The sequence below is a fragment of the Sanguibacter suarezii NBRC 16159 genome (assembly GCF_001552735.1).
Classification (GTDB): domain Bacteria; phylum Actinomycetota; class Actinomycetes; order Actinomycetales; family Cellulomonadaceae; genus Sanguibacter; species Sanguibacter suarezii.
On the sequence record NZ_BCRT01000009.1, the window covers coordinates 25,445 to 46,612 of the forward strand.

18 protein-coding genes are annotated in these 21,168 nt (G+C 70.8%); 5 read left to right on the plus strand and 13 right to left on the minus strand.

The features are described from left to right. Complete coding sequence (locus SS2_RS04450; protein ID WP_157607187.1) at window positions 1–819, plus strand: type IV toxin-antitoxin system AbiEi family antitoxin; 819 nt, start codon at window positions 1–3, stop codon at window positions 817–819. After that, window positions 816–1,472 carry a nucleotidyl transferase AbiEii/AbiGii toxin family protein gene (locus tag SS2_RS04455; protein ID WP_066461485.1) on the plus strand — a complete coding sequence of 219 codons (657 nt, stop codon included), beginning with the start codon at window positions 816–818 and terminating at the stop codon, window positions 1,470–1,472. Before SS2_RS04450 ends, SS2_RS04455 begins: the two co-directional genes overlap by 4 nt. Before the next feature lie 7 nt (window positions 1,473–1,479). On the opposite strand, the gene SS2_RS04460 is transcribed toward SS2_RS04455, so the two are convergent. The 9 genes from SS2_RS04460 to SS2_RS04500 all read right to left on the minus strand — a co-directional run bounded on the left by SS2_RS04460 (window position 1,480) and on the right by SS2_RS04500 (window position 11,332). Continuing rightward, on the minus strand, window positions 1,480–3,171 hold the full coding sequence (locus tag SS2_RS04460; protein ID WP_066461486.1) for a bifunctional 3'-5' exonuclease/DNA polymerase: 1,692 nt from the start codon (window positions 3,169–3,171) through the stop codon (window positions 1,480–1,482). A gap of 59 nt (window positions 3,172–3,230) precedes the next feature. Continuing rightward, on the minus strand, window positions 3,231–3,884 hold the full coding sequence (locus SS2_RS04465; protein ID WP_066461488.1) for a maleylpyruvate isomerase family mycothiol-dependent enzyme: 654 nt from the start codon (window positions 3,882–3,884) through the stop codon (window positions 3,231–3,233). Between the two features lie 59 nt (window positions 3,885–3,943). Next, window positions 3,944–5,143, minus strand: a complete 1,200-nt coding sequence (locus SS2_RS04470) for an MFS transporter (RefSeq protein WP_066461489.1) — start codon at window positions 5,141–5,143, stop codon at window positions 3,944–3,946. A gap of 221 nt (window positions 5,144–5,364) precedes the next feature. Next, a complete protein-coding gene (locus tag SS2_RS04475) occupies window positions 5,365–6,099 on the minus strand; it encodes a YoaK family protein (protein ID WP_066461491.1) in 735 nt (244 codons plus the stop codon). A 90-nt stretch (window positions 6,100–6,189) separates the two neighbouring features. Continuing rightward, window positions 6,190–6,597 (minus strand): DUF779 domain-containing protein, encoded by a 408-nt coding sequence (locus SS2_RS04480; RefSeq protein ID WP_066461493.1) that lies wholly within the window; start codon window positions 6,595–6,597, stop codon window positions 6,190–6,192. Between the two features lie 143 nt (window positions 6,598–6,740). Beyond that, the gene (gene exaC / locus SS2_RS04485) at window positions 6,741–8,264 is read right to left on the minus strand and encodes an acetaldehyde dehydrogenase ExaC (protein ID WP_066461494.1); all 1,524 of its coding nucleotides are present in this window, start codon (window positions 8,262–8,264) and stop codon (window positions 6,741–6,743) included. A 153-nt stretch (window positions 8,265–8,417) separates the two neighbouring features. Then, window positions 8,418–9,428, minus strand: coding sequence for a diacylglycerol/lipid kinase family protein (locus SS2_RS04490; protein WP_066461495.1), 1,011 nt, complete (start codon window positions 9,426–9,428; stop codon window positions 8,418–8,420). Then, window positions 9,409–10,662, minus strand: a complete 1,254-nt coding sequence (locus SS2_RS18110) for a GAF domain-containing protein (protein ID WP_066461500.1) — start codon at window positions 10,660–10,662, stop codon at window positions 9,409–9,411. The genes SS2_RS04490 and SS2_RS18110 overlap by 20 nt, the downstream gene beginning before the upstream one ends. Window positions 10,663–10,756: 94 nt before the next feature. Further along, window positions 10,757–11,332, minus strand: coding sequence for a TetR/AcrR family transcriptional regulator (locus SS2_RS04500; RefSeq protein WP_066461501.1), 576 nt, complete (start codon window positions 11,330–11,332; stop codon window positions 10,757–10,759). Window positions 11,333–11,495: 163 nt separating this feature from the next. Here SS2_RS04500 and SS2_RS04505 point away from each other — a divergent pair, with 163 nt between their 5' ends. After that, a complete protein-coding gene (locus tag SS2_RS04505; RefSeq protein WP_066461502.1) occupies window positions 11,496–13,781 on the plus strand; it encodes an MMPL family transporter in 2,286 nt (761 codons plus the stop codon). A gap of 6 nt (window positions 13,782–13,787) precedes the next feature. Here SS2_RS04505 and SS2_RS04510 read toward each other — a convergent pair whose 3' ends face one another. The 4 genes from SS2_RS04510 to SS2_RS04525 form a co-directional block, all read right to left on the minus strand. After that, window positions 13,788–15,053: an alpha/beta fold hydrolase gene (locus SS2_RS04510; RefSeq protein ID WP_066461543.1), complete on the minus strand. Its 1,266-nt coding sequence runs from the start codon at window positions 15,051–15,053 to the stop codon at window positions 13,788–13,790. Between the two features lie 174 nt (window positions 15,054–15,227). After that, window positions 15,228–16,745: a glycerol kinase GlpK gene (gene glpK, locus SS2_RS04515; protein ID WP_066461504.1), complete on the minus strand. Its 1,518-nt coding sequence runs from the start codon at window positions 16,743–16,745 to the stop codon at window positions 15,228–15,230. 69 nt (window positions 16,746–16,814) lie between these two features. Continuing rightward, the gene (locus tag SS2_RS04520) at window positions 16,815–17,576 is read right to left on the minus strand and encodes an MIP/aquaporin family protein (RefSeq protein WP_066461506.1); all 762 of its coding nucleotides are present in this window, start codon (window positions 17,574–17,576) and stop codon (window positions 16,815–16,817) included. A gap of 128 nt (window positions 17,577–17,704) precedes the next feature. Further along, a complete protein-coding gene (locus SS2_RS04525; RefSeq protein ID WP_066461508.1) occupies window positions 17,705–19,465 on the minus strand; it encodes a glycerol-3-phosphate dehydrogenase/oxidase in 1,761 nt (586 codons plus the stop codon). 125 nt (window positions 19,466–19,590) lie between these two features. On the opposite strand from SS2_RS04525, the gene SS2_RS04530 reads away from it, so the two are divergent. Continuing rightward, window positions 19,591–20,547, plus strand: coding sequence for a sugar-binding transcriptional regulator (locus tag SS2_RS04530; protein ID WP_066461509.1), 957 nt, complete (start codon window positions 19,591–19,593; stop codon window positions 20,545–20,547). Between the two features lie 61 nt (window positions 20,548–20,608). Beyond that, window positions 20,609–21,151 (plus strand): amino-acid N-acetyltransferase, encoded by a 543-nt coding sequence (locus SS2_RS04535; RefSeq protein ID WP_066461549.1) that lies wholly within the window; start codon window positions 20,609–20,611, stop codon window positions 21,149–21,151. The last annotated feature ends 17 nt before the right edge of the window (window positions 21,152–21,168 follow it).

A 21,168-nucleotide genomic window follows, 5' to 3' on the forward strand; every position in this document is an offset into this window, starting at 1 on the left:
ATGGCAGCTCGTCCGACGACCGAGCAGCGTGACCGGATCTGCCGCGCCCGTTCGCTCGTCCACGAGGCCGCTGCGATCCTTGATGCGCTCGGCGACCTCCCCGGGGCGCAGCAGATCGCCGCAGCGCAGAAGACCATCGCCGACCGTCTTGATGAGCTGGAGTCCGGAAAGCATCCACATCCACCACGGCTGAGTGATCCGCAGCGGCTGCGAGACGCGATTCGCAGCGGGCCGTTGGGGGCGGTCGATGCCAGGGCGCTCGAGCGGGACTACGTCAATCCGCGCAAGGCATTGGCTGACGGTGTGGCCGACGGACGGCTGCATCGGGTGGCGCGCGGTATCTACATGGCTCGGCCGCGCACAGCGACAGACCGCTGGAAGCCGACCATCGAGACCGCAGCGGTGGCTGTCGGTGCGCTGAGGATGGGCCAGGAGATCCCCTTGATGGGGATGAGTGCGGCCCGGCTGCACAACGCGTTGCCGCGGGCGATCAACCGCGCGTGGCTGGCCGCGCCGAGGACACACCGGCCCGTCCAGCTGTGTGACGGTGGGGTCGTCCAGTTCGTCACCCGGAGAGGTCTGGGTGATCTCGACGTCGAGAAGGTCGCGACCGACCTGGGCACGGTGACTGTCACGACAGTCGAGCAGACGATCCTTGACCTCATGCGAAGGTGGGGGGCGGACGGCATGGAAGGGGAGATCGAACCTGTCGTCCGTGCCTTGGCAGACCAGACGGACTTCAAAGGCGTCGCTCGGCTGGTGGTCGAAGGCAAGGGTAGTCGTGCCGCGCTCGACCGGTTCATGAAGGTCCTCGCGTGAGTCTGGACCCGGACGAGCTCGCCGACGTCGCGGAGCACTTCGGCGTTGCGGACGAGCAGGTGCATCGGGACCACGCCATCTCCCACCTGTCGGCAGCGCTGTCGCGTGAGGTGCCGGAGAGCGTCATCTTCTTTGGCGGCACCGCTTTGTCGCGGACGCACCTCAGTGACCTGCGTCTGAGCGAGGACGTCGATCTCATCGCGGTAGGTCACCGCACCGACGTTGCACGATCGATTGCAGTGGCCTTCGACTCCCGCCCGGTGCGTCGTGAGCTGGGCCGCCTTGCCTGGCGCCCCGAACTGCACACCACGAACGGGTCGGCGCACGCGGTGGTGACCACGGCGACTGGCCATGCGATCAAGGTCCAGCTGCTCGCGGGCCACGGATATCCGAGTTGGCCCACCGAGGTGGTCGCGATCCGACAGCGCTACTCCGACGCGGCAGCTGCATCTCTGCGGGTGCTGACGCGTGACGCCTTCGCGGCCGCGAAGCTGTCCGCATGGACTGATCGCCGTGCGTCGCGAGATCTGTACGACCTCTGGGCGATGGTCAGCGAAGGGATGGTCACCGCCGGACAGACCCGGATCGCCGTCGACCAGGAGACCGCTGCAGACATCGTCGCCCGCGCATGGGATGTCGTCAGGGTGCGGTGACCGTCGCCTACTTGGCCTCCGCATACGACACCACGACCGCCACGCTCACCTGGAATTCCACGCTCGCCTCATCGGCCGCCCCGAACAGCAGCCGCCCGGCCTCGCTCGCGCACTCTCGCACGATGTCGGCGACCTCCTCGGCCAGGTGCGCCGGGGTGTGCACCATGACCTCGTCGTGCAGAAAGAACGCCAGGTGCGGGCCGGCCGTCACGTCACCGCCGGGGGTGAGGTCACGCAGCCGCAGCCGCAGCAGCGCCATCCAGCACAGCGCCCACTCCGCGGCGGTCCCCTGGACGATGAAGTTTCGCGTGAAACGTCCCCACCCCCGGGCCTGCGCCCGCGCCCGGTCCTGCTCGACGCCCGTCGCGCCCTCGCCCGAGGCCTCACCCTGGGCCAGGCGCCAGTCCTGTCCCGGACGCGGTGAGCTGCGGCCCAGCCACGTCGAGACGACCTCCCCGCGCTCGCCGGCCCGTGCCGCGTGCTCGACGAGGGCCAGGGCCTGCGGGTAGGCCTTGGTCATCCGGGGCAGCATCCGCCCGCTCTCGCCCTGGGTCCCGCCGTACATCGCCCCGAGCATGCCGTACTTGGCCTGCTGGCGGGTCTCGACGGCCCCGGTGGCGACCATGCCCTCGTACATGTCGGTGGCCTGACCTGCCCGTGCCATCGCTCGGTCCCCGGACATGGCCGCGAGGATCCGTGGTTCCAGCTGGGCAGCGTCGGCCACCACGAGGGTCCATCCTGGGTCGGCGCGCACCGCGCCACGGACCTGGTGGGGCAGCTGCAGGGCGCCGCCGCCGTCGGAGGCCCAGCGCCCGGTGACCACGCCGCCCGGGACGTACACCGGGCGGAAGCGGCCGCCGGCGACCCACGTGTCGAGCCAGTGCCAGCCGTTCGCGGTCATCAGCCGGGACATCTTCTTGTACTCCAGCAGCGGAGGGATCGCCGGATGGTCGATCTCCCGCAGCTCCCAGGACCGCGTCGAGGTGGCCGGCAGCCCAGCCAGCCGCAACGCCTTGAGCAGCTCGGCGGGGGAGTCGGGGTTGACGTCGCCGACGCCCAGGGCGCTGCGCACCTGGGCGAGCTTGGCCTCGAGCAGCTCGGGCCGGTAGCCGCTGACCGGCCGCCGCCCCAGCAGCGCGGTGAGGATCCGGTCGTGCTCGATGGCGTCCCACGGCACGCCCGCATGCGTCATCTCGGCCGCCACGAGCGAGCCTGCCGACTCCGCCGCGAGCAGCAGGGACAGCCTGCCCGACGCCGGCCGGCCGTCGTCGGCGAGGGCCGCCGCCACGGTGCGGCGCTGGCGGCGCAGCTCCTCCAGCGGGTCGAGACGGACCGGAGGATCGAGGTCGAAGAGCCGGTCCGTGGCGGTCTGGACCCGCGGCTGGTCCCACGCCGAGGCACCCGCCGAGGCGAAGGAGGTGTGCGCGGTCAGTGCGCTGGCGCGCAGGATCGCATGACACAGGCGCAGGTCCCAGCACCGGGCGACGGTCACGCCGGCGGCAAGCAGCGGCGGGTACCAGGTCGCGGTGTCCGACCACACCCAGCGTGGTGCCGGGGCGCCGGGGGCCTGCTCGCGCTCGCGGACGAAGTCCGGCAGGTCGCCTGCATCAAGGTCGGTCGTGGTCAGGACGGAGTCGTCATCGTCGAGGTCGTGCACGGACACTTGGTCAGTGGTGGTGGCGACGACGACGGAGAGCATGCCCCCAGTGTCCTCGCTGCCTGCGACAAACCTCGCGGCGGAGGTCCCCTAGACGTCCCTCATTGAGGCGCGTGCCCTGATCGCTGCGCGAGGTCGTGGGCACCATCGCCGGTGAAGGTGCCCGCGTCTTCGGGGCGACCTGACACAGCCATCAGAAGGGCCAGCGTGGTCCCTCGAACGATCGCACCTGAACCGTGGTCAAGCCCTGTGTCTGTGGCGCGCAAGCGAAGACCGGCGGCGCGTTCCTTGCCGCCGCCCATCGAGACGGTGGTCTTGAGCTGGTAGCGCAAGGCCGTGGCGATCCGGTCACAGGGGTAGGACCGCACGATCCCCAGGGGGCGGCGGATGTCCTCACCGTGCACGATCGCCTCGACCAGACGGGTCGCGAGAGCGGCGGGCGGCGTCGCGGTCGCGGTGCGAACACGCTGGAATTCCGCCAGTGTCCCGGCCGGGCTCGACCTGCGTTCCTTCGCGACGCCCCGGGCGTTGTCCCGGTCGAAGTCGAAGCCTGCCGAGATGAGACGACGGGCGAACCCGAGACGGGTCGTCGTGGCGGCATCCACAAGATGCGCCACGACGTCGTGCACGTCCCATCCCGCGCACAGCGACGGGGTTGCCCACTGCTGCGGAGTGAGGGCGGCGAGGTCTGTGATCAGCGCCTGGCGTTCGTCGTGCACTGCTGACCACACCGCGGCCGAAGGTCGGGGAGACATGCGGCAAGTGAACCAGAAGGGTGACCTCGCCGCTATGGCTGCACCTGTCCGGCTGGGGCCTAGGTGTGCACGCGTGCCAGCACTGCGGAGCTGCCGAGCAGCGCTGCCCAGACCACCGCGCCGATGCCGACCGCCATGGTGACCCCGCCCGCCTGGACGAGGACTCCCGCAGCGGCGCTGCCAGCGGCCGACCCGAGGTTGTGGCTGGTGTTGACCCAGGTGGTCGCGGCATTCTGGCGGTTCTCGCCGCCGGCGGTGTGGGCGGCGACGTACGCCACGATCATGACAGGGGAGAAGAACAGACCGGCGAGGGCCAGGACGAGGCTGACCGCCACCGCGCCCGTGGCGACCGCGACGGCCGAGGACGCCGCGAGGAGGAGGGTGGACAGCACGAGGATCTGGCGGGTCGGCGACCCTGACACCTTCAGTGCACCGTAGAGGAGCCCGCCGACGGCGCTGCCTCCGGCGAACACGCCGAGCGCCAGGCCGGCGGCGCTCGAGCCTCCGTGGTCCGCCAGGGCAGACGGTACTGCGACCCCCAGCGAGCCGGCGATCGAGCCTGCGACGAGCACCGGGAGCAGCAACCCGACGAACCGGCGGTCAGCCAGCAGCGTCCGTCCCCGCTCCGCGTTGGGTGCGGCTCGCCCGTGGGCGGGCATCTCGGCGATGACGGGGGTCGCAGCGAAGAGCAGACCTCCGACGAGGACGAGCACGGCGGGGACGAGCAGGGCCAGCCCGGGAGCCAGGAACACCAGCGCGAGGCCTGCCAGAGCCGGCCCGGCGAGGTAGAGCAGCTCTTCGACGACGGCGTCCAGGCTCAGCCCGGTGCGCAGGTGATCGTCGTCGGGGGCCAGGGATACCCAGGCCACGCGCATCGTCGGACCGAGAGGCGGAGCGACCGCGCCGGCGACGGTCGCCGACGCGATGAGCAGGCCGGCCGAGCCGCTGAGCAACGAGGCGACCGCCGTGGCGACCAGGGCGCTCGCGAAGAGCACCACGAGCGCAGACAGGACTCGGCGGGCCCCGAACCGGTCGATGAACCAGGCCCGGGTCGGGGCGAGGAAGCTCGCCGCGGCTCCGTAGGCGGCGACGGCCCCACCGGCCAGAGCGATCGATCCGGTGGCCTCCGAGACGGCGTAGAGCAGAGGGAGGAAGACGAGGGCATAGGCGGCGCGGCCCAGGAGAGCGGCGCCGAAGGTGCGGGGGACACGAGGTAGTGCGAGCACGTCGACATAGCGTGCTGTCCGGGTGGACGTCATGGGAAAACTCCATACCAAGGAGCGCGCTGTCGAGCGCGCTGTCGAGCGCGCTGGGGACAAGGATCGGCGGTCCGCGCGCCCGGCAGGGCGCGGCTCCCGATCAGTGGCAGGTATGAAGCACAGCGCCAGTGTAGAGACCGCGCCGCATCGAAGCACGGTGATATCGCAGGTCAGCGCTGGGGGCGGGAGATTCCCGCGCCGGCGGCTCTGCTCCCTGCGGACTATCGGGCTGCCGTCCAGGCCTCCTGGGACGCCGGGAAGCGGATCGCCCTGACGGTCACCGCAGCCAGCAGCGCCGCGGCGACCACGAGCACCCACCGGCTGTGGCCGCCGGTGACCAGGAAGGAACCGATCACCGCGCCGACGAGCATCGACAGGACGGACGCCCCGCGCCGCCCGATCCGGTTCCCGGCACCTCCGACGATCCGGCTGTCCGCGGCGATCGAGGTGATCGTCTTGGTCACGGCGTTGGTGGTGAGGTCGGCGACGTCGAGGGCGCGGGCGGCGGCGTTCTGCAGCCCCATGGCGATCGCCAGGACCGTGATGAGGGCGAACCTCGACGGACCGGTGAACGGCTCGCTCGCCAGGACGACCCAGCATGCGGCGGCGAGCAGCAGGACCAGCTCGACGAGCGCGGAGCGGAACATCAGCAGCCCGCGGTGGTGACCCCAGGTGCTGGCGATCTGCCCCCCTAGCAGCCCGCCGACCACGAAGGCGGCCAACCCGGTGAGGGACCCCACGGCCGAGAACTCTTCGGAGCCGCCGACGGCGACGCCGAGGAAGATCACGTTGCCCGTCATGTTGGCCACGAACACGTGCCCGAGCGCCAGGTAGCACAGAGAGTCCACCAGGCCCGTGGTGAGGGTGAAGGTGAGCACCAGCGGGGCGAGCGGTCCGTCCGTGTCGTCAGGTGCGGGGTGGATGACGTGCCATGCCTCGCTCAGGTGCTCTCTCACGGGTGCCTCGTCTCGGTGCCTCGTCTGGGTGGCCGGCGGCGGGACGGAGCCGGTCGCCAGCGCCCGGTGGCGGGGGTGGGGCGGGCGGGGTCAGCGGAAGGGCTGTGCGTCATCCATCAGTCTGGACCGGATGAGGAACCGCAGCCCCTCGGGGCTCTCGACGGAGAAGCCAGATCCGCGACCGGGCACGACGTCGACGGTGAGGTGCGTGTGGCTCCAGTAGGCGAACTGCTCGCGTGACATCCAGAAGTCGAGGGGCTGGGCCGGACCGTCCGCGGCGGCGAGGTCGAAGGTGCCCAGCAGGACGTCGGCGTCGGAGGTGTAGAACTCCCCGGCGGGATAGCACATGGGCGAGCTGCCGTCGCAGCAGCCGCCGGACTGGTGGAACATCAGCGGACCGTGCCGGTCCCAGAGCAGGCGCAGCAGGTCGACGCTCGCCTCGGTCAGCGCGACGCGCGACTGGCTCTCCCCGTCGATGACGACCGCGGCGTCGAGCATGGTGTCCTCCTGACGTGGGATCTGACGTGGGCTCTGACATGGGATCGGGGGTGTGACGGGTGCGGGGCGAGCCCCGACGGTGGCTGCCGTGGCGAGAGCGGTGAGGGTCACCGCCCTCGCCACGGTGCTCGTGCTGAAGCGGCCTAGAAGAAGCCGAGCGCCGCCTCCGAGTAGCTCACGAGCAGGTTCTTCGTCTGCTGGTAGTGGTCGAGGGCCAGCTTGGAGTTCTCCCGGCCGATCCCCGAGCTCTTGTACCCACCGAAGGCCGCCCCCGCGGGGTAGGCGTGGTAGTTGTTGATCCACACCCGCCCGGCCTTGATGTCTCGTCCGGCGCGGTAGGCGAGGTTGCCGTTGCGGGACCACACCCCGGCGCCCAGGCCGTAGAGGGTGTCGTTGGCCTTGGCGATCGCGTCGTCGTAGTCCTCGAAGCTCGTCACCGCCACGACGGGACCGAAGATCTCCTCCTGGAAGATCCGCATGGAGTTCTGCCCCTCGAAGATGGTCGGGGCGACGTAGAACCCGTCGGTGAGGTCACCACCGAGGTCTACCCTCTCCCCGCCGAGCAGCAGGCGCGCGCCCTCCTGCTTGCCGATGTCGATGTAGCTGAGGATCTTCTCGAGCTGGTCGTTGGAGGCCTGCGCGCCCACCTGGGTGTCGGTGTCCAGCGGGTTGCCCTGGACCGCCTTCTTCGTCCGGTCGAGGGCGTCGGTGAGGAAGGAGTCATAGATCGGCTTCTGGATGAGGGACCGGGACGGGCAGGTGCACACCTCGCCCTGGTTGAAGGCGAAGAGCACAAAGCCCTCCTGGGCTTTGTCGTAGAAGGAGTCGTTCTTGTCTGCGACGTCCTCGAAGAAGATGTTCGGGCTCTTGCCGCCCAGCTCGACGGTGGACGGGATGAGGTTGGCGCTCGCGTACTGGAGGATGAGCCGCCCCGTCGTCGTCTCCCCGGTGAAGGCGATCTTGCGGATGCGAGGGCTGGAGGCGAGCGGCTTGCCGGCCTCCAGGCCGAAGCCGTTGACGATGTTGAGCACCCCCGGCGGCAGGATGTCCCCGATGAGCTCGGCCAGGACGAGGATCGAGACGGGCGTCTGCTCCGCCGGCTTGAGGACGATGGTGTTGCCGCCGGCGAGGGCCGGGGCGAGCTTCCACGTCGCCATGAGGATGGGGAAGTTCCACGGGATGATCTGCCCGACGACGCCCAGCGGCTCGGCGTAGTGGTAGGCAACGGTGTCCCGGTCCAGCTCGGTGAACTCCCCCTCCTGGGCGCGGATGACCGAGGCGAAGTAGCGGAAGTGGTCTGCGGCGAGCGGGAGGTCGGCGTTGAGCGGCTCGCGGATCGGCTTGCCGTTGTCCCACGTCTCGGCGACGGCGAGCATCTCGAGGTTGGCGTCGATGACGTCGGCGATCTTGTTGAGGACGGCGGCGCGCTCGGTCCCGGTGGTCTTGCCCCACGCGGGTGCGGCCTTGTGGGCGGCGTCCAGCGCCGCGTCGATGTCTTCGGCCGTGCCGCGGGCGACCTCGGCGAAGGGCTTGCCGGTCACCGGGGAGATGTCCTCGAAGTACTGGCCCTTGACCGGGCGTACCCACTCTCCACCGATCCAGTGCTCGTAGCGGGACTTGAAGGTGACGAGGGACTCAGGGGTCCCGGGGGCTGCGTAGATGGTCATCTGTGCTCCTATGACGACGCTGTCAGGTGAGCGCTCGACGGAACTGTCGGGCTGGTGCCACCGTAGGTCGCGGGCCGTTGCATCCGGTTGCGAGCAACCTCCCGTCGCTACCCGCCCTGCCCGCGCCAGCCTGACCGCCCGCTGCCCCCTCCATCACCGCACCCGGACCGCCAGCGCGCGCTGCTGCACGGTGAAGCGCAGCTGGGAGGCCGTCCCGACGATGTCGCCGTCCGCCTCGACGGCGGTCGGACGGGCCAGGCGCACGGTGATCTGGCGCGCGGTCGCGTAGCGGAAGCTCTCCGGTGACCGTTCCTCACCCACTGGCGCGCCGGCTGCCAGCGCCTTCGCGCGGTGCCCCAGCCACCGCCCGCCCAGCCAACCCACGGTCCGTGCGAGGTGGTGGGGGGAGATGGAGACCAGGGTGAGGACGTCGAGCAACCCGTCGTCCACCACGGCGTTGGGCAGGATCGGCAGACCGCCGGCCAGGGTCGAGCAGCTGCCCACGAGCATGGTGTGCACGGCCGCGTGCACGGGGTGGCCGTCGTCGAGGCGGTACGCGGTGGCCGTGCGACCGCGCCGGAACAGGGACCGGACGATGGGCTGGACGTAGGCCGTCCACCCGAGGTGCCGCTTGAGCAGCGGGTCTGCCCCCAGGACCATGTCGGAGTCCACCCCGAACCCGGCCATGACGAAGAAGGTCTGGCGCCGCACGACCTGATGGTCGCGGGCCAGGGTCACCGTGGCGGCGTCGATCCGCCGGGTGGTGGGCCCCAGCGCGACGAGCGCGGCTGCCCGCAGGTTGGAGACGGGCAGGGCGAGGTTGCGGGCGAGAAGGTTCGCGGTCCCCACCGGCAGGATGCCCAGCGGCACGTCACCGCCGGTGAGCGCCGCGCCCACGTCCCGGACCGTCCCGTCGCCCCCGGCAGCCACGACCACCGAGGCCCCGGCGGCCAGTGCGCGTTCCACCAAGGGCTGGGGGTTCGTGCCGGGGGAGGTCGGTCGCCACGTCGACCGCGGCAGCCCGAGGGCGCGCTCCGCCTGGGCGACAGCAGGGCGCAGCCGGCTCAGGTCCGCCGCGGCGGGGTTGTAGATGATGACTGCCGCGCCTGCGGCCCGCGCAGGCGGGTGGGGCCGGGAGCCGACGTCAGGCGAGGGACACCTCAAGAGCCTCCAGGTGCGCGACGACGCCCGCCCGCTGGGGCGAGCGAGCCGGCAGCAGGCGCAGGCAGGTGGTCCACAGCGGGGCGTCGTCGGCGCACTCGTCGAGCCGGGCGAAGGCCACGAGGGTGTCCACGTCGGCGTCGGCGAGCAGGGACTCGCGCAGGGTGGTGGCCACCTCGGCGCGCAGCGCCTCGATCCCGGGTGCGGCGGACTCCGGGAGGACCGGGCCGGTGTAGCAGTCCAGCGCCACCCGGTGGGCTCCGCGGTCCAGGCTGGCGAGCACCCGGTGGGCGTCGAGGGTGACGGGACGGGTCAGCCGGTAGGGCCGCGACGCCGGGACGAGCTCGGGGACGGTCGCGGCGAGGACCTTGCGCAGGCGCACCATCTCCGCGCGCAGCGTCACCACCGCGGGCCTCCCGTAGACGGCGTAGGCCAGCTCCTCGGCGCTCAGGCCCCGGTCGTGCCAGGTGAGCAGGGTGAGGATCTCCCCGTGGCGGGCGCTCAGCCGGAGCCGGCGGGGTCCGGCCTCCAGCACCGCTTCGGTGCGGCCGAGGGCGTGCAGCACCGGCGTGCCTCGTGCGGGGGGCGCCGGCCGCAGGTGGGTGGCGCCGCGCGGGGACGGTGCAGTGGGACGCGGGAGGAGGGTGAGGAGCTGGAGCTCTGCCTCGACCGCGGCCACGGTCGCCTCGAGCAGCGGCAGGGCGGCCGGCCCGACGGCGTCAGCGCCGCCGGTGAGGTCGACCACCCCGATGATGGTCCCCGTCGTGCGGTCCCGGACGGGCACGGCGGAGCAGCTCCACGGGCGGACGGCGGTGTTGAAGTGCTCGGCTCCCACGATCTGCACGCTGCGCCCCAGTGCCAGCGCGGTGCCGGGGGCGCTCGTGCCAGCCGCGCGCTCGGACCAGTCAGCCCCGGGGACGAAGGCCATCGCCTCGGCGCGGCGCCGCAGCCCCGGGTCGCCGTCCACCCACAGCAGGCGCCCGTGCTGGTCGCCGACCGCCACGATGAGCCCGCGATCGGTGGTGTGCCGCACCAAGAGCTGGTCGATGACGCCCTGCACCCGCGCGAGCGGGTGGTTCGAGCGGCGCTCGCGGAGCTCGTCGTCGGCCAGGTCGACGACGCCAGGGACGGCATCGGGATCGAGGCGGAAGGCCTGGGACCGGCGCCAGGAGTCCGCGACCACCCGGCGCACCCCGGTGGTCGAGGTGGCGCAGGAGTTGACCCACGGGCTCAGCACACCGCTCTCCGATCACCTCGGGTGGCCGACTCTGGCCAGGGTCCACCCAATGTATCGACGGCCCCAGGGCCCCGCCACAGGTGCGGCCGGAGGCTCAGGGCTCCGGGGTGCACCCGTCGGGCTGGTCGTTCGGGAGCAGCATGGTCCACGCCCACGCCGCCGCGCGCTCGGGGGAGGGGCGGGGGTCCATGTCCAGCCAGGTGGTCAGGACGCCGACGAGCGAGCCGGTGATCCCGGCTGCCGCGATCTCCAGCGGCAACCCGATCCGGTCGAAGTCGTCGCGGTGGGAGGAGACCCCGGTGAGCGCGAGGGCGTGGATGCGGCGGCGCAGCCGGGCGGTGGCGCCGGGGGAGCCGTGGTCGCCGAGCACGCGGCGGTACAGGGCGGCGTTCTCGGCCATGTGCGTGGCGTACCGGGCGAGCAGCGCGAGCGGGTCGATGTGCAGCATCGCCGGGTCGGCGAGGTCTGCCCCGGCCTGGCGGGCCTGCTCGTCCAGGGCGTCCGCGAGCAGGGTGTCCTTGTCGGCGTAGTGCTGGTAGAAGGTCGACCGGTTGATCGTGGCCCGGTCGGCGATGTCCGCGACGGAGATGTCGTCGAGGTCCCGCTCGCGAGCGAGGGAGAGCAGCGCATCCTGGAGGAGGGTGCGCGTGCGAGCGATGCGGGGATCCATGCCCTCATTGTGTCAGCCCGCGGACACATCTGCCACAACTTAAGCAACACGCGTTGCCTAACCCACGTTCGTTGTTTACTGTGGAGACGTCGTCCGATGGTGTGCGACAGCACAGCGCCGTAACGCTCACTGCCGGGCTCGCTCGGACGACCAAGGGACCACCATGGCTTCATTTCTCTACCGGGTAGGACGCTTCTCCTTCACCCGCCGCTGGATCGTCCTGATCATCTGGCTCGTGGTGCTCGCCGCGGCCGGTGGCGGGGCCCTCGCCTCCGGCATGAAGATGACCGAGGCGATCACCATCCCCGGCACCGAGTCCGCGAACGCCCAGGAGATCCTCGAAGACCGCTTCGGCGAGGCCGCGAGCGGGGTCGGCGCAGGGACGGCTGGCTCCGCGGGCAGCGGGACCGTCGTCGACCAGCCCGCGTCCGCCCGCGTCATCGTCGAGGCGCCTGAGGGCACCAGCCTCATCGACGACGGCGGCCTCGCCGTCGTGCTCGGCACCCTGGCCCCGGTGACCGAGGCCGCGGACGTCGCCTCGATCTCCGACCCGACGACGGCCGGAACCATCTCCCCGGACGGCGCGGCCGTCTACGTCGACGTCCAGTTCACCGTCCCGGCCGACGACGTCCCGGCCGCGACCCTGGACGCCCTCACCGCGGCACAGGACCAGCTCGAGGCCGACGGGTACACCACCGTCCTCTCCGGCGGGCCGTTCACCGAGCCGCTCGAGCTGCTCTCACCCACCGAGGCCCTCGGCGTGGTCATCGCCCTCCTCGTGCTGCTGGTGACCTTCGGGTCCCTGCTCGCGGCCGGCATGCCGATCCTCACCGCGCTGCTCGGGGTCGGGACCGGCCTGGCCGGTGTGCTCGCCTTCTCGGCCGTGGTGACCATCTCCTCCGCGACGCTCACCCTGGCGCTCATGCTCGGCCTCGCCGTCGGCATCGACTACGCGCTCTTCCTGCTCTCCCGCCACCGTCAGCAGCTCGCTGAGGGCGTCGACCCGGCCGAGTCCGCCGGGCGCGCCGTCGGCACCGCCGGCAGCGCGATCGTCTTCGCCGGGCTGACCGTGGTCGTCGCCCTCTGCGGGCTCGCCGTGACCGGCGTGCCGTTCCTGGCGGTCATGGGCTTCGCCGCCGCCGCGACCGTGGCCACCGCGGTGCTCATCGCCGTGACCCTGCTGCCCGCCCTCATGGGCTTCGCCGGGACCCGGCTCGTCCCGCGCGGCCGCGCCGCCGCTCGCGCCCAGCGCTCCACCCAGGCCGAGAACCGGTGGGGCACCCTCATCACGCGCCACCCCGTCTGGACCCTGGTCGCCGGCGTCCTCGCGCTGGGCATCATCGCGATCCCGGCCACCTCCATGCGCATGGGCCTGCCCGACGCCGGCCAGGAACCCGCCACCTCCAACGAGCGCCAGGCCTACGACCTGCTCGCGGAGAACTTCGGTCCCGGCATCAACGGCCCGCTCGTCGTCCTCGTCGACGCCGCGGACAACCCGGCCGGGCTCATGGAGGCGAGCGCGGCGGTCTCCGAGGCGCTCGCCGGGGTCGAGAACATCGCCTACGTGGCACCGGCTGCCCCCAACGGCGCCGTCGGCGGGATGCTCGGCCCGGACACGCCCGCACCGGCCGGCACGCCGGAGGCTGACGCGGCCCTCGTCGTCGTGCTCCCCACCACGGGGCCCAACGACGCCGAGACCGCCGACGTGGTCCACGACATCCGCGACCTGCGCACCGAGATCGAAGAGGCGACCGGCACCCAGATCTGGGTGACCGGCGCGGCCGCGGCGAACATCGACATCACCCAGAAGCTCTCCGACGCGCTGCCGCTGTTCCTGGCGATCGTCGTCGGGCTGGCCCTGGTGCTGCTGCTGGTCGCCTTCCGCTCCATCCTCGTCCCGCTGACCGCGGTGCTGGGCTTCCTGCTCACCGTGGCCGCGGCCTTCGGTGCCACGACCGCGGTGTACCAGTGGGGATGGCTCTCTGACATCTTCCAGGTCGCCACACCCGCCCCCCTGCTGAGCTTCATGCCGGTCCTGCTCGTGGGCGTGCTCTTCGGTCTGGCGATGGACTACCAGGTCTTCCTCGTCTCACGGATGCGGGAGGACTTCGTGCACGGTGCCGCTCCGCTGGTCGCGGTGCGCTCCGGCTACGCCCACGGCGCCCGGGTGGTGCTCGCCGCCGCGCTCATCATGATCGCGGTGTTCTCCAGCTTCGTCTTCTCCGGCAACACCACGATCGGCCCGATCGCCTTCGCGATGGGCTTCGGGGTGGCTGTGGACGCCCTCGTGGTGCGCATGACGATGATCCCGGCGGTCATGGCGCTGCTCGGGAGGTCGGCCTGGTGGCTGCCGCGCTGGCTGGACCGCCTGGTCCCCAACGTCGACATCGAGGGCACCTCCCTCGAGCGGGGCGCGACGCCGGTCGAGTCCGAGCCCGCGCGACCCTGACCCTCGTCAGGACCGCACAGGTCCGCCGCTGTCGCGGACCTGTGCGGTGAGGCGGGAGAGCACGTCACCGGTGCGCAGCCCGTCGTGCTCGAACTCGTTGGTCACCCAGGTGTGCACGTTGCCCACGGCCGCCGCCGTCTCCAGGCTGAGCCCGGCGTCGACGAACATGTCGTCGAAGTACACCGCCGCCGCGACCGGCACCTCGTTGGCCGCGATCACGGCGTCGTCGTAGAGCGTGGTCCAGCGCTCGCGCCGAGCGAGCTCGTCGGCCGCGGCGGCGAAGGGGCGCAGCCCGGCGATCTCGGTGAACATCCACGGGTAGATCATCTCCCCGGTCAGCTGCAGCGGCCGGTGCCCGGGGTCGAAGCCGGGGTGCTCGGCGCGCTCGGCGTGAGCGGCCCACCCGGTCACCTGGTCGCCGGAGGCGTAGATGGACTCGTGCAGCACCGCGTACAGCGGGTTCTCCCGATAGGACGTCAGCGTCATGACCTGGTTGAGGAAGGTGTCGCTCAGCTCGGTCGACCCCGGGTCGAAGGCCTCGTCGACCAGCCAGTGCAGCCGCTCGGGCCCGGGCTTCATCCCCAGGTCCATCCCCACCGTCTGGAAGCGGTGCACCGAGAGCAGGTCGCCGTCGGGCAGGCGCACGTCGCCGTCCGCCAGCCGGTCGGCGATCCGCGCCAGCTGCGCGCCGTCGCCGGGAAAACGGGCGAGGAACCGGCGGTTCTTCTCGGCCGTGCGCGGGTAGGTGCGCCGGTAGACCTCGCGGGCGTCGGAGTGCAGCCCGGGCAGCCCGCCGGTCACGTAGCAGGCGGCAAGTCCCTGTGGCGCCTGGGACAGGTAGGTCAGGGTGAGGAAGCCCCCGTAGCTCTGGCCCAGGCTCTCCCAGCGGGCGCCGCCGTAGAGGGTCTGGCGCACGTGCTCGGCGTCGGCCACGATGGAGTCCGCGCGGAAGTGGGTGAGGTGCTCGGCCTGCTCGGCCGGGGTGCCCAGCGCGGCCATCTGAGCGCCGCGCAGCGCGCTCGAGCGGCCGGTGCCGCGCTGGTCGAGCAGAACCACGCGGTGGGTGGCGAGCATGTGACCGAGCCAGCCGTCCGGGCCGGTCGGGCGGGGCCCCTTGCCGCCGGGGCCGCCCTGCAGGAACACCAGCAGCGGCAGGTCCTCGTGACGCCGCGCCGGGGCGACCACCTCACGGACGAAGAGCGTCAGCGCGCGGGAGTCGCGGTCGTCGAACCAGTCGAGGGGGACGCTCACCTCGTGGTCGGTGATGTGCATCCCAGGGACGGTGTAGCTGTTCACGTGCTCTCCTCGCAGGCTCTGGGCCAGCGTCCGTGGCGCAGGCCCGGGGCAAGCCTATGTCCCTGCCCGCACGGGTCCGGGGACGGCCGTGGCCCGGCTCCCCGAGGGGGCCGGGCCACAGGTCGTGCTGGTGCTGGTGGTGCTGGGGTGTCAGACGACGTCGCTGTCGACCCAGTCGAAGGTCTTGGACACGGCCTTCTTCCACAGCCGGTACTGGCGCTCGCGCTCGGAGTTCTCCATCGACGGGGTCCAGCGCTTGTCCTCGGCCCAGTTGTCGATGACGTCCTGCTCGCCGTTCCAGAAGCCCACGGCGATGCCCGCCGCGTAGGCCGCGCCGAGCGCGGTGGTCTCGGCGACCTGGGGACGGACCACGTCGACGTCGAGGATGTCCGCCTGGAACTGCATGAGCAGCTCGTTGGCGACCATGCCACCGTCGACCTTGAGCTCGGTGAGGTCCACACCGGAGTCGGCGTTCATGGCGTCGAGCACCTCGCGGGTCTGGAAGGCCGTGGCCTCCAGGGCCGCGCGGGCGATGTGGTTCTTGTTGACGAAGCGGGTCAGACCCACGAGCGCGCCGCGGGCGTCCGGACGCCAGTACGGCGCGAACAGACCGGAGAAGGCCGGCACGAAGTACGCCCCGCCGTTCGTCTCGACCTTGCGGGCGTAGTACTCCACGTCACGGGCGTCCTCGAACATGCCGAGGTTGTCCCGCAGCCACTGGATGAGCGACCCGGTCACCGCGATGGATCCTTCCAGGGCGTACACCTGGGGTGCGTCACCGATCTTGTAGCAGACCGTGGTCAGCAGCCCGTTCTTGCTCGCGACCGGCTCGGTGCCGGTGTTGAGGAGCATGAAGTTTCCGGTGCCGTAGGTGTTCTTCGCGGTGCCCTTCTCGAAGCACGCCTGACCGAAGGTCGCCGCCTGCTGGTCACCGAGGATGCCGGCGATCGGCACCCCGGGCACCATGCCACGCTCGCGGCCGACGCCGTAGACCTCGGAGGAGGAACGAATCTCGGGGAGCATCGACATCGGGATGGTCATCTCCGCGGCGATGTCCTCGTTCCAGGTGAGGGTGTCGATGTTCATGAGCATGGTGCGCGAGGCGTTGGTGACGTCGGTGATGTGCACGCCGCCGTCGACGCCGCCGGTCATGTTCCACAGCACCCAGGAGTCGGTGTTGCCGAACATGAGGTCACCGCGCTCGGCCTTCTCGCGTGCGCCGTCGACGTTGTCGAGGATCCACTTGACCTTGGGGCCGGAGAAGTACGTGGCGAGCGGGAGGCCGACGCGTGACTTGTACTTCTCGGCACCCTCGCTCCCACCGAGCTCGTCGACGATGGACTGGGTGCGGGTGTCCTGCCAGACGATCGCGTTGTAGACCGGCTTGCCGGTCGTGCGGTCCCAGACCACAGCGGTCTCGCGCTGGTTGGTGATACCGATGGCGGCGATGTCGTCGTGGGTGAGGTTCCCACGGGTCAGAGCGATACCGACGACCTCACGGACGTTGGTCCAGATCTGGTCGGGGTTGTGCTCGACCCATCCGGCACGCGGGAAGATCTGGTCGTGCTCGATCTGCGCGGAGGAGAAGATCGTGCCGGCGTGGGTGAAGACGATGGCGCGGGAGCTGGTGGTGCCCTGGTCGATGGCCAGTACGTACTGTGCGGTCATGGGGGAATCCTTCACTTCGGTGTGCGGGCGAGCCGGCCGCGGCCGGCGGAGATCAGGTCAGGTGGGCGGTCAGCCGTAGACGCGGCCGAGAAGACCGGCCAGGACGGCACCGACCAGCGGGCCGGCGATTGGGACCCAGGCGTATGACCAGTCGCTCGAGCCCTTGCCGCGGATCGGCAGGATGGCGTGAGCGATACGAGGACCGAGGTCACGCGCAGGGTTGATGGCGTACCCGGTGGGACCACCGAGGCTCGCGCCGATCCCGACAACCACGAGGGCGACGGCGAGCGGGCCCAGGCCCGAGGGGGTGGACCCGGAGACGACCACGAAGAAGACGAGCACGAAGGTCGCGATGACCTCAGTGATGAAGTTCCAGCCGTAGGAGCGGATGGCCGGGCCTGTCGCGAACACGCCGAGCTTGGCGGACGGGTCCAGGTCCTCGTCGAAGTGCTTCTTGAAGGCGATGAACACGAGCACGGCACCGATGAACGCACCGATCATCTGTGCGCCGAAGTACATGAACATGTTGGAGACGGTCGGTTCGATGACGATCTCCGCCTTGCCGCCGGGACCGGTCAGCGTGGCGAAGGGCAGGTCGGCCGAGAACAGACCGAGGGTCACCGCCGGGTTGAGGTGTGCGCCGGACTTGAAGGCGACGAACACACCGGCGAAGACCGCGAGGCCCCACCCCCAGTTGATGAGGAGCCAGCCGCCGTTGAATCCCTTGGACTTGGGAAGCAGGACGGTCGCGACGACACCCCCACCGAGGAGGAGCAGTGTCGCGGTCCCCAGGACCTCCGACCAGAAGGCGTTAACTAAAATGGAATCCATCACAGGCTCTCTTTCTTGGTGGACTTCGTTGTCACCTCCTCGCAGCGGCTCTGCTGCGAGGAGTCACGGTCTGGCATGGACAGGGATCTGATGCGGGGTGCTGGGGACCGGCGAGCTGGTCAGGTCCGTCAGCTCGTCGTGGACAGGTCGGCCAGCGGGCTGACGTCGTGCGCCGCGAGGCGCACCACCTCCGCCGACGCGTCGTCGGGCTGCTCCTCGGCGGCCGCCTCGGCGTTGGCCCGTGACGTGTACGCGGCGACCTCGGCGAGCCGGGTCTCCTCGTCCCATCCCAGGCCGGCCGCGGCGATCTGCGAGATCTCCTCGAGAGCGGCCAGGCCGCGGTCGGAGACCTCGTAGTTGAGCCGGGTGCGGTGCAGCAGGATGTCCTCGAGGTGCAGGACTCCTTCATGGCTGACGGCGTAGGCGATCTCGGCCCGCAGGTACGCGGGAGCGTGCTCGAGAGGCTTGGCCATCGACGGGTCGTCCTGGCAGAGCGTGACGATGTCCGTGACCAGCGACCCGTAGCGGTGCAGCAGGTGGTCGACGAGCGCGGGGGTCCAGCCGTAGGTCGCCGCGTGGCGCCGACCCCAGTTGCGCTGGACCTCCAGTCCCACCGCGCCGAGCAGGGGGACGTTCGCCGTGATCGAGGGACGGGCCTTGGCGCCCTCGCCGAGGGCGAAGTCGACCGCGTCCTCGGCCATGACGCGGTAGGTGGTGAGCTTGCCGCCGGCGATCACGGTCAGGCCGGGCACCGGGGAGGCGACGGTGTGCTCACGCGAGACCTTGGCCGACGACGTGCCCTCCTTGGTCCCGGGCTGCAGCAGCGGGCGCAGTCCGGCCCAGGTGCCGATGATGTCGTCCCGGGTGAGCGGGTCCGCCAGCACGGCGTTGGCGTGGGCGAGGATGTAGTCGATGTCCGCCGCGGTGGCCACCGGGTGCTGAAGCTCCTGGGTCCAGGGGGTGTCGGTCGTGCCGATCACCCAGTACCGCGACCACGGGATGACGAAGAGCACGCTCTTCTCGGTCTGCAGGATCAGGCCGGCCTTGCCCTTGATGCGGTCCCGCGGGACGACGATGTGCACGCCCTTGGACGCGAGGACCTGGAGGCCTCCGGTGCCGCCGGCGAGCGACTCCGTCTCCTCGGTCCACACGCCGGTGGCGTTGATGACGTTGCGAGCCTTGACGGGGAAGGTCTCCCCGGTCTCGAGGTCGGTCAGCACCGCGCCGTCGACCCGGCCGCCCGCGTCCTTGGTCAGCTCGACGACCTGGGTCCGGCTGGCGGCCTGGGCGCCGTAGGAGGCGGCGGTGCGGATGAGGGTGCTCACCAGGCGGGCGTCGTCGACGGTGCCGTCCCAGTAGCGGATGGCGCCGACGGCTGCGTCGTGACGCAGGTCGGGGAAGAGGCGCTCCATGCCCTTGCGGGTGACGTGCTTGTGGAAGGGCAGTGCGCGCTTGCCGGGGGCCAGGCTGGCGAGGGTGTCGTACAGCATGACGCCGGCGCCGACGTACCCGCGCTCCCAGACCCGGTGCTCGAGGGGGTAGAGGAAGGAGACGGGGCGGACCAGGTGCGGGGCCAGCTTGTTGATGAGCAGGTCGCGTTCGGTCAACGCCTCGTGGACGAGGTGGAAGTCGAGCATCTGCAGGTAGCGCAGGCCGCCGTGGACCAGCTTGGAGGACCGGCTCGAGGTTCCGGAGGCCCAGTCCTGGGACTCGACGATCGCTGTGGTCAACCCGCGGGTCACCGCGTCGAGGGCGATCCCGGCGCCGGTCACACCTCCGCCGATGACCAGGACGTCGAGGGGGTCACCCTGGGCGGATCCGCGCAGCACCTCCAGGGAGCGCTCGCGGGACTGGGGGGTGAGCTTGGAGGACGTACCGGTGGTTGACATGCTTCGACCTTTCGACTCGCTAGATGTCTAGGACTAAGGTCACACTGTCAGAACGTTTGCGCAACCCGTTTGCACATATGTGCACGCGGGGGTGTGCTCGGCCTAGACCAGGGAGAAGATGCGATATGGGTGTGCGCGACCAGGACGTGCTGCGGGCCGCCTCGATGTACTACCTCCAGGACATGAAGATGGAGACGATCGCCAAGCACCTGGGTACCTCGCGGTCGACGGTCTCCCGGATGGTGAAGCTCGCCCGAGAGACCGGCCTTGTCGAGATCAATCTTCGTCCTACTCGTTCCAACGCGCCTGGGCTGGGCCAACGGATCAGCGAGGTCTACGGGATCGAGGCCTTCGTGGTGCCCGTCCCGGACGATCATTCGGAGGTGGAACGCCTCGACCAGGTGGCGCTGACCACCGCCCGGCTGATCGGGAACTGGTTCGACTCGAACATGATCCTGGCCCTGGCCTGGGGGACCACGCTGAGCGCGATCGCACCCCACCTGAGCCGCAAGACCACCCGCGGCAGCGCGGTGGTCCAGCTCAACGGAGCGGCGAACACCCGCACCAGCGGGGTGGAGTACGCGGGGGACCTCATCGCCAGCTTCGGGCGCGCCTTCGAGGCGCGGATGCACTATTTCCCAGTTCCGGCCTTCTTCGACTTCGCGCGGACGCGGGAGGCGATGTGGCGCGAACGGTCGGTGAAGCGGGTCCTGGAGCTCCAGCGCAGAGCTGACATCGCCCTCTTCTCGGTCGGCGCCATCTCCGGAGGGCTGCCCAGCCACGTCTACTCCGCGGGCTACCTCGAGGCTGAGGACGTCGCCGAGCTGGACCGTGAAGGGGTGGTGGGTGACGTCTGCACGGTGTTCCTGCGTGAGGACGGGACGTACCGCGACGTTCAGCTCAACGCCCGGGCGACCGGGCCCATGCCGCACCAGCTCCGCGCTATCCCGCGCCGGGTGTGCGCGGTGGCCGGGGACAACAAGGTGGCGCCGCTGCGTGCGGCCCTGCGCGCCCGGGTGGTGACCCACCTGATCATCGACGAGGTGACTGCGACCAGGCTGCTGCTGGAAGGAGAGGGATGAGCGACGGCGGGGTTGGGAATGTATGCAGTGGGCTGAGTAGGAGTACGTTGGACCGGTGACCGTGACAGACCAGACCGACCAGACCGACACGCCAGCCCTCCCGCGGATCAGGCCCGCTCGCCCGAGCGACGTGCGAGCGATCCGCGCCCTCGTGGAGCCCTACGCCGACCGCCGCATCCTCATCGCCAAAGAGATGGTCGCCTACTACGAGGCCGTGCAGGAGTTCCTCGTCGTCGACGCGGGGACCGACGACGCTCCCGAGATCGTCGGGTGCGGCGCGCTGCACGTCATGTGGGAGGACCTCGCGGAGATCCGCACCTTGGCGGTCTCAGCCGACCGGCTGGGCGACGGGCTGGGGCACGCGCTCGTCGAGCAGCTGCTGGAACGGGCCCGCCACCTCGGCCTGCGCCGGGTGTTCTGCCTGACCTTCGAGGTCGACTTCTTCGCCCGGCACGGATTCCACGAGATCGAGGGGACGCCGGTGGACCCGGCCGTCTACGCCGAGCTCCTGCGCTCCCACGACGACGGCGTGGCCGAGTTCCTCGACCTCGCCCGCGTGAAGCCGAACACCCTGGGCAACTCGCGGATGATCATCGACCTCTAGCTCACAGCCGGCTGTTC

Coding starts and splice junctions, on each gene's coding strand:
- SS2_RS04450 (WP_157607187.1), top strand. CDS start 1: ATGGCAGCTCGTCCGACGACCGAGCAGCGTGACCGGATCTGCCGCGCC.
- SS2_RS04500 (WP_066461501.1), bottom strand. CDS start 11,332: ATGGATCCCCGCATCGCTCGCACGCGCACCCTCCTCCAGGATGCGCTG.
- SS2_RS04510 (WP_066461543.1), bottom strand. CDS start 15,053: ATGCACATCACCGACCACGAGGTGAGCGTCCCCCTCGACTGGTTCGAC.
- SS2_RS04505 (WP_066461502.1), top strand. CDS start 11,496: ATGGCTTCATTTCTCTACCGGGTAGGACGCTTCTCCTTCACCCGCCGC.
- SS2_RS04470 (WP_066461489.1), bottom strand. CDS start 5,143: ATGACGTCCACCCGGACAGCACGCTATGTCGACGTGCTCGCACTACCT.
- SS2_RS04525 (WP_066461508.1), bottom strand. CDS start 19,465: ATGTCAACCACCGGTACGTCCTCCAAGCTCACCCCCCAGTCCCGCGAG.
- SS2_RS04460 (WP_066461486.1), bottom strand. CDS start 3,171: ATGCTCTCCGTCGTCGTCGCCACCACCACTGACCAAGTGTCCGTGCAC.
- SS2_RS04465 (WP_066461488.1), bottom strand. CDS start 3,884: ATGTCTCCCCGACCTTCGGCCGCGGTGTGGTCAGCAGTGCACGACGAA.
- SS2_RS04520 (WP_066461506.1), bottom strand. CDS start 17,576: ATGGATTCCATTTTAGTTAACGCCTTCTGGTCGGAGGTCCTGGGGACC.
- SS2_RS04530 (WP_066461509.1), top strand. CDS start 19,591: ATGGGTGTGCGCGACCAGGACGTGCTGCGGGCCGCCTCGATGTACTAC.
- glpK (WP_066461504.1), bottom strand. CDS start 16,745: ATGACCGCACAGTACGTACTGGCCATCGACCAGGGCACCACCAGCTCC.
- SS2_RS04480 (WP_066461493.1), bottom strand. CDS start 6,597: ATGCTCGACGCCGCGGTCGTCATCGACGGGGAGAGCCAGTCGCGCGTC.
- exaC (WP_066461494.1), bottom strand. CDS start 8,264: ATGACCATCTACGCAGCCCCCGGGACCCCTGAGTCCCTCGTCACCTTC.